The 13691-nt window shown below is 63.9% G+C and carries 14 protein-coding genes; 10 read left to right on the top strand and 4 right to left on the bottom strand.

Annotation, left to right across the window (positions count from 1 at the left end; translation table 11 throughout):
- Positions 1-87: 87 nt before the first annotated feature.
- The 8 genes from AC0L26_RS17810 to AC0L26_RS17775 all read left to right on the top strand — a co-directional run bounded on the left by AC0L26_RS17810 (position 88) and on the right by AC0L26_RS17775 (position 7295).
- Entirely contained in the window at positions 88-531 is a 444-nt protein-coding gene (locus AC0L26_RS17810; protein ID WP_473633725.1) for an SRPBCC family protein, read from the top strand.
- 16 nt (positions 532-547) lie between these two features.
- Positions 548-1339, top strand: a complete 792-nt coding sequence (locus AC0L26_RS17805) for an FAD binding domain-containing protein (RefSeq protein ID WP_473633724.1) — start codon at positions 548-550, stop codon at positions 1337-1339.
- A 50-nt stretch (positions 1340-1389) separates the two neighbouring features.
- Positions 1390-1872 (top strand): (2Fe-2S)-binding protein, encoded by a 483-nt coding sequence (locus tag AC0L26_RS17800; protein WP_473633723.1) that lies wholly within the window; start codon positions 1390-1392, stop codon positions 1870-1872.
- Positions 1873-1884: 12 nt separating this feature from the next.
- The gene (locus AC0L26_RS17795; RefSeq protein WP_473633722.1) at positions 1885-3252 is read left to right on the top strand and encodes a xanthine dehydrogenase family protein molybdopterin-binding subunit; all 1368 of its coding nucleotides are present in this window, start codon (positions 1885-1887) and stop codon (positions 3250-3252) included.
- A gap of 1 nt (position 3253) precedes the next feature.
- On the top strand, positions 3254-4264 hold the full coding sequence (locus AC0L26_RS17790; RefSeq protein WP_473633721.1) for a xanthine dehydrogenase family protein molybdopterin-binding subunit: 1011 nt from the start codon (positions 3254-3256) through the stop codon (positions 4262-4264).
- Between the two features lie 9 nt (positions 4265-4273).
- Complete coding sequence (locus AC0L26_RS17785; protein ID WP_473633720.1) at positions 4274-5170, top strand: AAA family ATPase; 897 nt, start codon at positions 4274-4276, stop codon at positions 5168-5170.
- 101 nt (positions 5171-5271) lie between these two features.
- Complete coding sequence (locus AC0L26_RS17780) at positions 5272-6408, top strand: vWA domain-containing protein (RefSeq protein ID WP_473633719.1); 1137 nt, start codon at positions 5272-5274, stop codon at positions 6406-6408.
- Entirely contained in the window at positions 6408-7295 is an 888-nt protein-coding gene (locus AC0L26_RS17775; protein WP_473633857.1) for an amidohydrolase family protein, read from the top strand. Before AC0L26_RS17780 ends, AC0L26_RS17775 begins: the two co-directional genes overlap by 1 nt.
- Before the next feature lie 156 nt (positions 7296-7451).
- Here the strand turns inward: AC0L26_RS17775 and AC0L26_RS17770 are convergent, their stop codons facing one another.
- Entirely contained in the window at positions 7452-8885 is a 1434-nt protein-coding gene (locus tag AC0L26_RS17770; RefSeq protein WP_473633718.1) for a DHA2 family efflux MFS transporter permease subunit, read from the bottom strand.
- A gap of 211 nt (positions 8886-9096) precedes the next feature.
- On the opposite strand from AC0L26_RS17770, the gene AC0L26_RS17765 reads away from it, so the two are divergent.
- Both AC0L26_RS17765 and AC0L26_RS17760 read left to right on the top strand, forming a co-directional pair.
- The gene (locus tag AC0L26_RS17765; protein ID WP_473633717.1) at positions 9097-10098 is read left to right on the top strand and encodes an ornithine cyclodeaminase family protein; all 1002 of its coding nucleotides are present in this window, start codon (positions 9097-9099) and stop codon (positions 10096-10098) included.
- Complete coding sequence (locus AC0L26_RS17760) at positions 10095-11576, top strand: HAL/PAL/TAL family ammonia-lyase (RefSeq protein WP_473633716.1); 1482 nt, start codon at positions 10095-10097, stop codon at positions 11574-11576. The genes AC0L26_RS17765 and AC0L26_RS17760 overlap by 4 nt, the downstream gene beginning before the upstream one ends.
- Positions 11577-11593: 17 nt before the next feature.
- On the opposite strand, the gene purU is transcribed toward AC0L26_RS17760, so the two are convergent.
- The 3 genes from purU to AC0L26_RS17745 form a co-directional block, all read right to left on the bottom strand.
- Positions 11594-12475, bottom strand: a complete 882-nt coding sequence (gene purU, locus AC0L26_RS17755; RefSeq protein ID WP_473633715.1) for a formyltetrahydrofolate deformylase — start codon at positions 12473-12475, stop codon at positions 11594-11596.
- Positions 12472-13272, bottom strand: a complete 801-nt coding sequence (locus AC0L26_RS17750) for a 3-methyl-2-oxobutanoate hydroxymethyltransferase (protein ID WP_473633714.1) — start codon at positions 13270-13272, stop codon at positions 12472-12474. The genes purU and AC0L26_RS17750 overlap by 4 nt, the downstream gene beginning before the upstream one ends.
- A gap of 97 nt (positions 13273-13369) precedes the next feature.
- Positions 13370-13681 carry a MocE family 2Fe-2S type ferredoxin gene (locus AC0L26_RS17745; protein ID WP_354488028.1) on the bottom strand — a complete coding sequence of 104 codons (312 nt, stop codon included), beginning with the start codon at positions 13679-13681 and terminating at the stop codon, positions 13370-13372.
- Positions 13682-13691: the final 10 nt, after the last annotated feature.

Here is a 13691-nt window from a genome sequence, read left to right as displayed (position 1 = left end):
TTGATAGGCGTTCAAGACGCATTGATAAGCGCCGCCGGGCTCGCCGCCCTACCCTCGCGACATAAATATTCGCAAGGGAACGATCATATGGCGAAAGTCACCATCTCCAGCGTCATCGACGCACCGGTCGAAAAGGTCTGGGCGCGCATTCGCGACTTCAACGGACTGCCGAGTTGGCATCCGCGTATGGTCGAAAGTCATATTGAGGACGGGAAGGACGCCGGCACGATCGGCTGCGTGCGCAATTTCGAACTCGCCAGCGGCACCCGCATCCGCGAAAAGCTGCTCGACTTCTCCGATGACAATTTCCTCGTCAGCTACTCCATCCTGGAGACGCCGCAGCCGCTCACCAACCACAAGGCGACGCTGCAGTTGCGGCGGGTGACCGACGGCGACCGCACTTATGCCGAATGGACCGCCAGCTTCGACGCCGCTCCGGAAGAGGCCGACAAATTGGCCGAGGGAATGGGCGCCAACGTCTTCCAGGGCGGTTTCAACGCTTTGAAAAGTCATTTCGCCGGCCAAAGCTGAGCCAAGGGAGCGTACCATGGCGCTTGCAGTGCAGACTTTTTCGACGGTGAAGGACGCGAATGCGGCGCTGAAATCCGCCGGCACCCGTTATCTCGGCGGCGGCACGCTGGTAATACGCGCCGCCAATGAAGGCGATGTTTCGGTCTCCAGCCTCATCAGGTCGACTGAGCCTTCGTTGTCGGCCATCACCGTTTCCGGCGGCAAGGTTCGCATCGGCGCCTCGGTGACCATGGCAGCGATCGCCCGCCATCGCGATCTCACTCCGCTGGCCAGCGCGGCGCGCGCCGTCGGCGGCCCGGCGATCCGAAACATGGCGACCGTCGGCGGCAATCTGTTCGCCCCGGCGCCCTATGGCGATTTCACCGTCGCTCTGCTGGCGTTGGATGCAATTGTCAGCACCGATAACGGCGAGATGCCGATCGAAACCTTCCTGGCAAAGCGTGAAAGCAACCACGCCATCGTCACGGCAGTTGGATTTACGCTTCCGACGGAAGGCTTTCGCTTCCTGAAAGTGTCGAGGGTCAAGCCGAAGGGCGTCTCAGTACTCAGCATCGCCGTCGTGCTGGAGCAGACGCCGGACGACACCGTGTCCTCGGCGCGGATCGCGCTTGGCTGCATGGCCGACCGTCCAATGCGTGCCAAGGCGGCAGAAAAGACGCTGATCGGCAGGAAACTTACCAGTGACGGCATCGCGCCGGCGCTGGCTGTCGCGAGCGACGGCACCTCGCCCGTCACCGATCCAATCGCTAGCGCCTGGTATCGCAATGAAGTCCTGCCGGTCCACCTCGGCCGGCTGCTGCTCGGCTGAAATTGCTCATTGGGGGCGCGCGCTTGCTTGGCTGCGCGCAAGGAGAAAACATGGCAAAGGTCCCGGTTCAGTTCACGCTCAACGGCGCGGAAAAAGCCGAATTCATCGAGAGCGGCACGACGCTGCTCAACGCATTGCGCGACAAGATCGGCGACACCTCGCCGAAAGGCGGCTGTCACCAGGGCACCTGCGGCGCCTGCTCGGTCATCATCGACGGTGAACTCAGGCTCTCCTGCCTGACGCTGGCCGAAACCTGCGGCGGCGCAGCCATCACCACGACATCGGGTCTCTCGGAAGGCGGCGTGCTGCATCCGTTGCAGCGCGCCTTCCTCGACGCCTTCGCCACGCAATGCGGTTTCTGCACACCGGGCATGATCATGGCCGCCAAGGTGCTGCTCGACCACACGCCGAACCCCAGCCGCGAGGATGTAGTCGAGGCGCTGTCGGGCAATATCTGCCGCTGCACCGGTTACGAACCGATCATCCAGGCGGTGCTGACCGCCGCGCGGTCCAATTCGCAGAACGCGGCTTGAGGGAGTAAAAAGATGGAACTCCGCAAGAGCCATTTCGCCGACCAGCGCAAGGACGATCTGCACGAGATCGGCCAGCCGCGGCCGCGCTCGGATTCGCCCGGCCACGTCACCGGCAAGACTGCCTATTTCGCCGACCGCAATTTTCCCGGCATGCTGCATCTGAAGATGGTGCGCAGCCCGCACCACCACGCCCGCATCCTCAGCATCGACACTTCAGAGGCGGAAAAGCATCCGGGCGTCGTCAAGGTGCTGACCGCCAAGGACGTACCGCACAATGTCTACACCATCCTGATCCTGATCCAGATCGGGCCGGAGGACGAGACGGTGCTGGCCGACGGCAAGGTACGCTGGAAGGGCGAGGCGGTGGTGGCGGTGCTCGCCGAGACCGAGCGCGCCGCCCAGGAGGCTGCGGCCAAGGTCAAGGTCGACTACGAGGTGCTGCCGGCCGTCTTCGACATGGAGGAGGCGCTGAAACCCGGCGCGCCGATAGTGAACGAATATCACGGCCAAAATTATTACCTCTATGACAGCGGCGAATGCCGCAAGGTGCGCTTTGGCGATGTCGAGGCCGGTTTCGCCGGAGCCGACCACATCCTGGAACAGAGCTACCAGTCCTCACCGATCGAGCATGCGCCGACCGAGACGACCGGCTGCATCGTCGCCCCAGAGGGCAATGATCGCTTCACCTGCTACACCAATACGCAAGCGATGTTCTTCACCCTCGACAATGCCTCGATCATCCTGCAGATCCCCGGCAACAAGCTGCATTTCGTCGGCGGCACCGTCGGCGGCGGTTTTGGCGGCAAGGTCGACGTCATCGTCGAGCCGATCGCCATCCTCGGAGCGAAGCTAACCGGTCGACCGGTTTGTTTCATCTACAGTCGAGAGGAAGAAATGCAGATATCGTCACCCCGCGCGGCCGAAAAGGTCGTCATCAAGGACGGCGTCATGAAGGACGGCCGCATCGTCGCCCGCAAGGTCACCGGCTACACCGATGCCGGCGCCTACTCGCGCCATTCGCCCTATGGCGCGCAAAAGGGCGCGGGGCATTATCCCGGCCCTTACACGATCCCGAATGTCTGGATCGATACCTACTGCGTCTACACCAACCGCACGCCGTCTTCCGCCATGCGCGGATTCGGCGTCACCATCGGCGATTTCGCGCTGGAGGTGCAGATGGACAAGCTAGCCCGGCTGATCGGCATGGATCCGCTCGAATTCCGCTTCATCAACGCCTACCGCGACGGCGATATGAAGGCGCATCGCCAGCCGACCGAAGGCGCGGCACTGATCGAGTGCATGCAGGAGGCGGCGCGCGCCGCCAACTGGCCGGTTGCGGAGAAGTTCATGGCGATGTCCTCCTACGCGAAGGGAGCTTGAGATGGCGATCAGGCGCGGACGCGGCGTCGCCGCGATCAACTACCCAACCGGCATGAATCTCGGCGGCGACCCGACCCAGGCGCTGGTGCATTCGACGCCGACCGGCAACTTCATGGTGACGCTCTCCAGCGTCGATCTCGGCCAGGGCATGAAGCAGATCATGGCGCAGATCTGCGCCGAGACGATCGGCGTGCCGACCGACCGCGTCGTCGTCGACACCGCCGACACCGACACCGGCCCGCACTGCATGGGCACCTTCGCCTCGCGCGGCACGCATCGCGCCGGCAACGCCGTCATCCAGGCGGCCAGGGAAGCCCGCCAGGTGATGCTGGAAGTGGCGGCCGAGGAGCTGGAAGTGAATGCGTCGGACCTCGAGACCGACGGCCAGGGCAACATCCTGGTCAAGGGCGCGCCGCAAAAGTCGATCTCTATCTTCGATGTCGCGCTGTCGGCGCATTTTAAGCGCGGCCGCTCGATTTCCGGCCGCGGCATGTTTTTGATCCCCCGCTCCTACCCGGAGAAAGAAACCGGCGCGATGAAGCCGTCGACCTGCTATGCCCATGCCTGCACGGTGGCGGAAGTCGAGGTCGACGATGAAACCGGCGAGGTCACCGTGCTGGCGGTCAAGAACGTCTTCGAGATCGGCCGCGCGCTGAACCCGAAAATGGTCGAGCAACAATTGGTTGGCGGCTCATGGATGGGCATCAGCCACGCGCTCTACGAGACGACGGAACCGTATTATCCCAATCGCGATCATGGCGGCACCGACTTCAATCAATATCTTATGCCGGGGCCGGGTGATCTCGCGCAAACCGAGATCATCGTGCTGGAACGGCCCTCGGCCGATGGGCCGTACGGCGCCAAGGGGCCAGGCGAAATGTGCGCCAACCCGCAAATCCCGGCGGTCGCCAATGCCGTCTTCGACGCCGTCGGCGTGCGCATCGACACGCTGCCGATCACGCCGGAGCGCATCCTGCGGGCGCTGAAGGCGCAAGCCGGCGCGCCGAACTGAGTGCTGGAAATGCCCAAGACAAACGCCCGGACTAGAAGCGCCGAGACTGTCGCGACCTCGCCGGAGGCGGTGGCGTCGCGCCTCGCCGCCTCGCGCTATCTGGCCGATGAAAGCCTGGCCACCGCCATCTTCCTGGCGATCAGGCTGGGCAAGCCGCTGCTGCTCGAAGGCGCGCCGGGCGTCGGCAAGACGGAAGCGGCCAAGGCGATAGCCGAGCTGCTCGGGCGCAATTTGGTGCGGCTGCAATGTTATGAGGGCATCGACGCAGCACACGCGCTCTACGAATGGAACTACCAGCGCCAGTTGCTCGCCATCCGTCACGCCGGCGAGCGTGAGGTCGACATCTATGACGACCGTTTTCTGATCGCGCGGCCGCTGCTGCAGGTCTTGAGAGCGCCGGAAAAGCGCGTGCTGCTGGTCGACGAGATCGACCGTTCCGATCATGAGTTCGAAGCGCTGCTCCTCGAGTTCCTTTCCGATTTCCAGATCAGCATTCCCGAGCGCGGCACAATCCGCGCGACGGCGCAGCCGATCGTCATCCTGACCTCGAACCGCACCCGCGAACTGGCAGAGGCGTTGCGGCGGCGCTGCGTCTACCACTGGATCACCTATCCCGGCGCCGAGCGCGAGGCCGAGATCATCATGCTGCGCGCCGGTGAGGTCGCCGAGGCCACGGCGCGTGCCGTGGCTGCTGCCGTGCGCGACATCCGCGCCCGCCCGCTGGCGAAGCCGCCGGGCATCGCCGAAGCGGTCGAATGGGCAAACGCCGCGACGATCCTCGAAAAAGGCGGCAGCCCTTGGCCGGAAGCGTTCCGCCGCGCCATTGGGGTGCTGATCAAGGACGAGGAGGATCTGTCCTACATCGCGCCTGAGCTTGGCCGGATCGTCGAGGAGGCACTGGCGTGATGCGCGATCTCAACGACTCCTTCGCCCTGGGGCGGCCGAATACGGATCGACCTCACCGGCGCATTCCGCAACGCTGGCAGGACAGAGGGGGGCGCGAAGGAATGATGCGGGGAGAAAGCTTACCCCGCGCCGCTGCGCCGTTGCTCGGCTTCGGCCGGCTGCTGCGCCGCTATGGCTTTCCGGTGGCGCCCGAGCAGGTGTCCGGCTTCATGCAGGCGGTGACGCTGCTCGGGCCCCGCTCTATCGCCGATATCCACGAGGCGGCCCTTGCCACGCTGGCGCCGCCGCCCGACCGCCGCGACGAATTCGAGGTGCATTTCCAAAGCCATTTCTACGGCAACACCGCGGCAGAGGTCGAAGGCGAGGCCGACGAGGAAAACCGCATCAAGGACGACGGCGGCACCAGCGATGAAGAGATCGAGGTGACGCGCCAGGAGGAAGGGGGCGAGCTATCATCCGGCGCCGAACAGTTGAGCGCCCGCGACTTCCAGCGTGACGGCGACGGGCTGGCCGCCTTCCGCCGCAAGCTTTCCGCTGCCCTGCCCGCCCGCCGCTCCTTCCGCACCGTGCGCACGCACGCACGCGGAAAGCTCGATCTGCGTCGGTCGCTCAGGGAAATCGTCAGCGCCGACGGCGACGTGCCATCGCCGCTGCTGCGCCGCAGGCAGACGGTGCCGCGCAAGCTTTTGCTGCTGATCGACATCTCGGGCTCGATGAAGCTGCACACATCGGACTATCTCAAACTGGCGCATGCGGCTGTGCAAGGCGCGGACCGGGCAGAGATATTCACCTTCGGCACGCGGCTGACCCGCATCACCGGGGCGTTGCGCATACGCGACCGGAACCTGGCGCTGGCCCGCGTGGCAGCACTGGTCGACGACTGGGATGGCGGCACCCGCATGGGACCGACGCTGCTCGCCTTCCTGTCGGTGCCGCGCTTTTCCGCATTCGCGCGCGGGGCCACGGTGGTCATCCTGTCGGACGCGCTGGAGCGCGGCGACCATGCCGAGCTGGAAATGGCGATGCGCCGGCTGAGCGCCCGCGCCTTCCGGCTTTCGCTGGCGACGCCGCTGGCCGGCGATCCGCGTTTCCAGCCGGCGACGGCCGCGCTTCGCGCCATCCTGCCGGTGCTCGACGATCTGGTCGATGGTTCATCCATCTCCGGTCTTACCGATTTCATCCTGTCGCTCGCCCGCCCTGCCCCGCCGGCCGCGGCAATCTGGAAAAGGGTTTCATGATGCAAAAGGCGATCGACGCGCATTTCCATATCTGGCGCCAAAAGGACCAGCCCTGGCTGGTCGGACCGATGGTGCCGCGCATCTTCGGACCCTACGAGCCGATCCGCCGCGACTATCCGATCGAGGAATTCCTGGCAGACCAGCAAGGCTCAGGCGTCGAGAAGGCTGTCTATGTCCAGACCAACTGGGCCAAGGAGGATTTCGAGACCGAAGTCGCCTTCCTGCAGAAGACAGCTAACGAAACCGGCTGGCCGCATGCCATCGTCGGCTATGCCGACATGACGGTGGACGATGTCCGCCCCCAGATCGATCGCTTGAAAAAATATCCCCTGCTGCGCGGCGTGCGCATGCAATTGCACTGGCACGAAACGCCGGCCTTCCGCTTCGCCGCCTCCCCCGATCAGGTCATCGACCCGAAGGTGCGGGCCAATGTGGCGCGGCTGAAGGACTACGGCCTGTCCTTCGACTTGCAGCTTTTCCCGGCCCAGATGAAGGACGGGCTGACGCTTGTCGGCGAAAATCCTGAGACCAATTTCATCCTCACCCATGCCGGCATGCTGACCGGCATGGAGCTCAAGACCACGGAGGCCTGGAAGGCCGGTCTGCGCACGCTTTCAGCCGCACCCAACCTCTACGCCAAGCTCTCCGGCCTCGGCACCTTCGTCCACCGCAACGACCCGGCGTTGATCGCCTACATCGTCGACAACGCGATCGACATCCTCGGCAGCGATCATCTGATGTTCGGCTCGAACTTCCCGATCGAGAAACTTTGGACCAGCCACGCCGAGTTGATCAAGGCCCACCGCGCGGCGGTGGCCAAGCATGGTGCGGCGGCAGAGTCGGATATCTTCTGGAACACTGCGGAGAAGGTATATCGGCCGGTGTAGCGCGGCGTTTCTCTTCACTCCCTCACGTCAAACGTTTGATTCTCCGTACGAACAGACGTCGCTAATGCACGGCCGCGCAAATAATTTTTTCCTTTGTCACTTCCGCCTACTCAGGACAGCCCCTAAGCGAAATTAGCGCCTTCGGCTGCCGCCGATTCAATTCCGCGGAAGATGGCCCGAAACCTCGGCACCCGCGGTGGCCGGCAACGCCAGGAAACGCAAGGCGGCTACCAGCCCGATAGCGCCGATCGCCAGGAAGGCGAGGCGGAAGTCTATGAGGTCGAGCGCCGGCCCGCTTCTCGCGATCTGCGACAGGTTGAGCAGCGCCGCCGCAACCGCCACGCCGAACAGCATCGCCACCTGCTGCAGCATGCTGGACAGCGTCGCTGCCGAACTGCGCTGCGACGAGGCGACGTCGGCGAAGGCCAGCGTGTTGAGGGCGGTGAACTGCATCGAACGCGACAGTCCGGCGATCAGCATAAGCGCAACCACCAGCGCTTGCGGCGTCTGCGGCGAGATCGCCGCGCAGGCCATGATCGACAAAGAGGCGATCACGCCGTTGACGACCAGCACAGAACGGAAGCCGAAGCGCTTCAGCGTCGGCGTCGTCACCGCCTTCATACCGAGATTGCCGAGGAAATAAGCCAGGATCATCATGCCGGCATCGACCGGACTCAGCCCGAAGCCGACCTGGAACAAAAGCGGCAGCAGGAACGGCGTGGCGTTGATGGCGATCCGGAAAATGGTCCCGGCCGACAGCGTCGATAGGGCGAAAGTCTGCACCTTGAACGCTGTGAGATCGAGCAGCGGATTTTTTGCGCGCGCCAGATGCCGCACCGCCAGCCAGCCGAGCAAAGCGCCGGCGGCAAGCAGCGCCACGGTCGGCAAGGCGCCGTCTTCCGCATGCGCGATGCGTTCGAGACCGTAAAGCAGGCAAGCGAGCCCGACCGAGGTCAAAAAGAAGCCCGGCCAGTCTAGCGGCTTGGTTTCGGACTCACGGTCACCGGGAATGAAACGGGCGACCAGCGCCAGCCCGGCCACGCCGAGCGGAATGTTGATGAAGAAATTCCAGTGCCAGGACAGATAGGTGGTGATGAAGCCGCCGAGCACTGGCCCGATCACCGGCGCGAACAGCGCCGGCCAGGTGATCAGCGCCGTGGCATTGAGCAGCTCGGACTTCGGTGCGTTGCGCAGCACCAGGATACGGCCGACCGGCGTCATCAGCGCACTGCCCAGGCCCTGTACCGCACGTGCAGCGACGAACTGGGTCAGGTTCTGCGAGACGCCGCAGGCGATCGAGGCCAGCGTGAACAGCGCGATTGCTACGAGGAAGATGTTGCGCGCGCCGAAGCGATCGGCGAGCCAGCCTGACAGCGGCACGAACACCGCCATGGTCAGCATATAGACGGTGATGCCGATGCTCATCGCCACCGCCGGCACGCCGAAGGATTCTCCCATCTGCGGCAGCGATGTCGAGATGATCGTCGAATCCAAAAGCTGCATGAAGAAGGCGACGGCGACGATCAGCGCCACGCGACGCGCCTGTGTCGCGCTTTCGGGCAAGGCTTCGTTTTCGGGAATGGCGGTCATGCACAGAACTGTACGAGAGTTTTTTCCCGCGCCACTGGGACCAGGCAATTGTCCGGCAAATCGATGACGCACCGGTTTGAACAGCATTTGGGCGGCGCCGTCCAGACATGGCCCAACAAACTTTCGTGTCGCGTCATGGCCTGTTATGGAATGAATTGAGCTCGCGTTCACAACCCACGGCTCGTTTCGTTTCATCAGGACCGATCTGCGCATGAAACCCATCTACATCGATTATCTCAACGCCCTCGATATCGAAGCGCTTGATATGACCGATGCGGAAATCATCGAAGCGGTCGAGGCCGGCCTGGTGGCGCAAGGCAATGGTCAGACGGTGATCGAGCCGCGCGTTCATCTCGAGCCGGACCCGTCCTTCAACGGCCATTTCAACGTCCTGCGCGGCTACGTCGCGCCGCTCGATGCGGCCGGCGTCAAGATCGTCGGCGACTATGTCGACAATTACCTACACGGCCTGCCATCGGAATTCGGCATCCTCAACCTGTTCGATCCGCGCACCGGCACGCCGCGCGCCATCCTCGACGCCACCGTCATCACCGACATGCGCACCGGCGCCGTCACCGCCATTGGCGCCAAACATCTGGCGAAAAAGACGTCGAAAGTCCTTGGCCATGTCGGCGCGCGCGGTACCGCCTATTGGAATGTGCGTCTGCTCGACCATCTCTTCGACTTCGACGAGATCCGCGTCCATTCGCGCCGGCCGGAAAGCCGCGACGGCTTTGCCGCGAAGCTTGCCGCCGATCTCGGCAAGAAGGTCACGGCGGTCGCTGACTGGCGCGCTTGCGTCGAGGGCGCCGACATCGTCGTCGAAGCCTCGCGGCTGCCGGAACCGCAGCCGCTGCTGAAGACTGAATGGATAAAGCCCGGCGCGCTGGTGGTGCCTTACGGCACGATGAGTGCGGTGGAGCTGTCGTTGACCGACATCATGGCCAAGATCGTCGTCGACGACTGGGGCCAGTGCAAGGGCGGCAAATTCGGCTCGCTGCGCGCCCATGTCGAGACCGGACGTCTGAGCGAACAGACGCTGCACGCCGAACTTGGCCAGATCGCCGCCGGCCGCAGGCCGGGGCGCCAGAGCGATGACGAAACGATCCTGTTCTGGCATCGCGGCCTGTCGCTCTCCGATATCGCGCTGGGCACGGCAATGCTGGCCAAGGCGCAGGCGCAAGGCATCGGTCAGCGGCTGCGCTTCGCATGAGTGCGCTCATCCTCACCGGAGCCGGCATCAGCGTCCAAGATGTCGCGGCGGTTGCCCGCGACGGGCGCAAGGTCGAGGTGGCGCCTGCCGTCCACGAGAGGCTGGACAGAGCGCGCAAAGTGCTCGATCGCGCCGCCGCCTCGGGCCAACCGGTCTATGGGCTCAACACCGGTCTCGGCGCAAATCTCGGCACGTCGGTCAGTGGCGACGCCAGCGCCTTCCAGCGCCAATTGCTGGAAGGGCGTAGTGGTGCGGTGGGTGACGTGCTGCCGCAAGACATTGTGCGGGCGACGATGCTTGCCCGCGCGGCGATGTTTTCGGCCGGCGGTTCGGGCATTTCATCGCCGGTTTTCGTCGCACTCATCGACGCGCTCAATGCCGGCGTGCATCCCGCAATGCCGTCGCTAGGCTCGATCGGCGACAGCGACCTGGTGCTGATGGCAGCGCTCGGCCGCATGCTGATCGGTGACGGCGAAGCCGACTTTCAGGGCCGGCGCATGCCGGCGGCCAAGGCGCTGGCCATGGCGCGCCTCGCCCCCGTCAGCCTCGCCCCCAAGGACGGGCTGTCACTGATAAGCGCCTCGGCGGTGTCCGCCGGCAGCGGTGCGCTGGCGGTGGCTGACGCACTGTCCGCCTTCGCGCAACAACAGCAGGCGGGCGCGCTGACGATGGAAGGCATCGGCGCCAACCAGACGATCCTCGATCCGCGCTTGCAGGCGGCGCGACCGGCGGCTGGCCAGCAGCAGGCGGCAAAAGGCTTGCGCGATCTGCTGGCACGCGACAAGGCGCCGATGCCGACGACCTTGCAGGACCCGCTGTCGATCCGCTGCATGCCGTCGATCCATGGCGCGCTGCTGCAGGCAATCGTTCAGGCCAGGCAAGCCGTCGAGATCGAGCTTAACGCCGCCGCCGACAATCCGCTGGTGCTGGGCGACGACGACATGGTGCTGTCGACCGGCAATTTCCATACCCCGTCGCTGTCGCTTGCCTTCGAGACGCTTGGTCTTGCCATCGCTCACTGTGCGGCTGCCTGTGCTGCCCGCTTCGTCCAACTCACCGGCTCAGGCCGCAACGGCCTGCCCAAATATCTGTCGCCGGTCGGCGGTGCTTCGGCCGGCTTCGTGCCGCTGCAAAAGACAGTGAGCGCGATCCTCGCCGCCATCCGCCACAAGGCCAACCCGGTGATGCTCGACTTCTTAGCCGTGTCGGAGGGCGTCGAGGACCATGCGACGCAAGCGCCGCTGGCCGTTTCGAAATGCGCCGGCATGATCGTGCTGTGGCAGCGGCTGATCGCCTTCGAACTGATGGCGGCCGCACAGGCCGTAGACCTGCGCAACGGGCTGACGCTAGCGCCGGCGACTGCCGCGATTCATGCGGCGGTGCGCGCGCTTGTCCTGCCGCTCAAGGAGGACAGGCCCCAAGGCATCGATGCCGAGGCGATTTACGCAGCGCTCGCCAGTGGATCGTGGCAGGCGTAGCGTCGAACGACCGCTCGTCAAAAGACGATTGTCTTGTGGCCGTTGAGCATGACGCGAGCCTCAAGATGCAGCTTGACGGCGCGCGCCAGCACGCGGCTTTCGATGTCGCGGCCAACCGCCACGAAATCCTCCGCGCTCATCGCATGGGTGACGCGCTCGGTCTCCTGTTCGATGATCGGGCCTTCGTCGAGATCGGACGTCACGTAATGCGCTGTCGCGCCGATCAGCTTGACGCCGCGGTCGAAGGCCTGGTGATAGGGCTTTGCGCCCTTGAAGCTCGGCAGGAAGGAATGGTGGATGTTGATCGCCCGCCCGTAAAGCCGGTCGGATAGTCCCTTCGAAAAGACCTGCATGTAGCGCGCCAGGACGACGAGCTCGGACCCCGTCTCCTGCACGAGGTCCAGCAGCTTCTGCTCCTGTTCGGCCTTGTTTTCCCTGGTCGTCGGCCAATGGTGGTAAGGGATATCCTCCATCTCGGCGAAGCGCCGGGCATCTTCATGATTGGAGACGACGGCGGCGACCTCGGCATTCAGCCAGCCGACTCTGATCTGGTAAAGCAGATGGAGAAGCGCATGATCGAATTTCGAGACCATAACGATGATCTTGGGGCGACGAGCCTGATCGACCAGCGCAGTCTTCATCCCGAACCGGTCGATGGACGATTTCAGGGCTCGCTCCAGATCGTCCTTGGTCGAGCCTGCCGGGCTGGTGAAGGCGATCCGCATGAAAAAGCGATTGCTCTGCCGGTCCCAGAACTGGCTGCTTTCGGCGATGTTGGCGCCGTTCGCGGCAAGCTCGGTGGTGACCGCGGCAACGACCCCCGGCCGGTCTTCACACGATAGATTGAGGATATGAACCGGCTTCACATCGTCGGTTGCGGCATTGCTGTCAGATTTCACGCGCCGTCGACCCTTTTCATGAACAGACCGAGTTGGTCGGGGTCCATATGCACCACATGCTTGTCTTCGGGATAGGCCAGACTGTTCACGTCGGCGACATATTCGGAAAAAGCAGCCACGCGTTCCGCCTGCAGGCGGTCATATTCAGCGGCAAAGTTGCGGTAGACCTTGGAATGGCGGGGCATGTGGCCGCGGTTCTGGCCAAGAATGTCGTCAGCGAACAGATATTGCGCGTCGCAGCCGGTGCCCGCCCCCATCGACAGCATGATCAGCGAAGTGCGTTCCGAGATCGCCTTGGCCACCTCGACCGGCACCACTTCGATCTCGGCGCCGACAGCACCTGCGGCCTCGTACTGCTTGACCGCCTCGAAAATCTGCATGGCGCTGTCGGCGGTCTTGCCGACGGCCTTGAAGCCACCGGTCCAGGTGGCGCGCGACGGGATCAGGCCGACATGGCCGATCACCGGTATATTGTCGTCGGCCAGCCGTTTGACGGTGGCGTAGCCGGCGCTGCAATAGACCGCGTCGGCGCTCGCCTTGTAGAGCCGGAACGCCCAACGCACGAAATCGTCTGATGTGCCGATCTCGTAGAAATTGTCTCCCGGCATGGTGAACAGGCTGGGTGCGGCATCGCGATATTGCGGGTTGAGCACCAGCTCCGGCGGCACCGAAACGATGTCGATCGCGGCTCTTTCGGCGGCCTCGGCCTCGTCCATGGTCAGCACGCGCAGCATGGTCAGTTGCCGCTTGCCCTTCATGGCGCGCAGATCGGCGATCGTCGGTCTTTTGCGGCTCATCGATTTGGTCCCTTTTGTTGCGTGAATGGAAGGCCGGTCAGCCTTCAATTTGCATGATCTTTCCCGAAAACCGGTTCCCACTTTTCGGGATCATGCCCTAGATCTGGATCATCACCTTACCGGCCTCGACCTTGACCGGGTAGGTCACGAGATTGACGCAGACGGGAGCCCCTTTGGCCTGGCCGGTCTTGTAGTTGAAGCGGCCATTGTGCTTGGGGCATTCGATGATGTCGTCCATGACCAGCCCGTCGGCCAGATGGGCCTTCTCATGCGTGCAAAACCCGTCGGTAGCGAAAAACTCGTCATCAGGGGAACGGTAGATCGCGAAGGTGCGGCCACTATGGTCGAAGCGGATGACATCCTCTTCTTCGACATCGTCAACGGCGCACGCTTCGACCCAATCGGCCATTTCTGTTTCT

Source organism: Mesorhizobium sp. WSM4823 (assembly GCF_055811195.1).
Note: the sequence above shows the minus strand (reverse complement) of the source record. Positions and strands in the feature narration are given on the sequence as shown.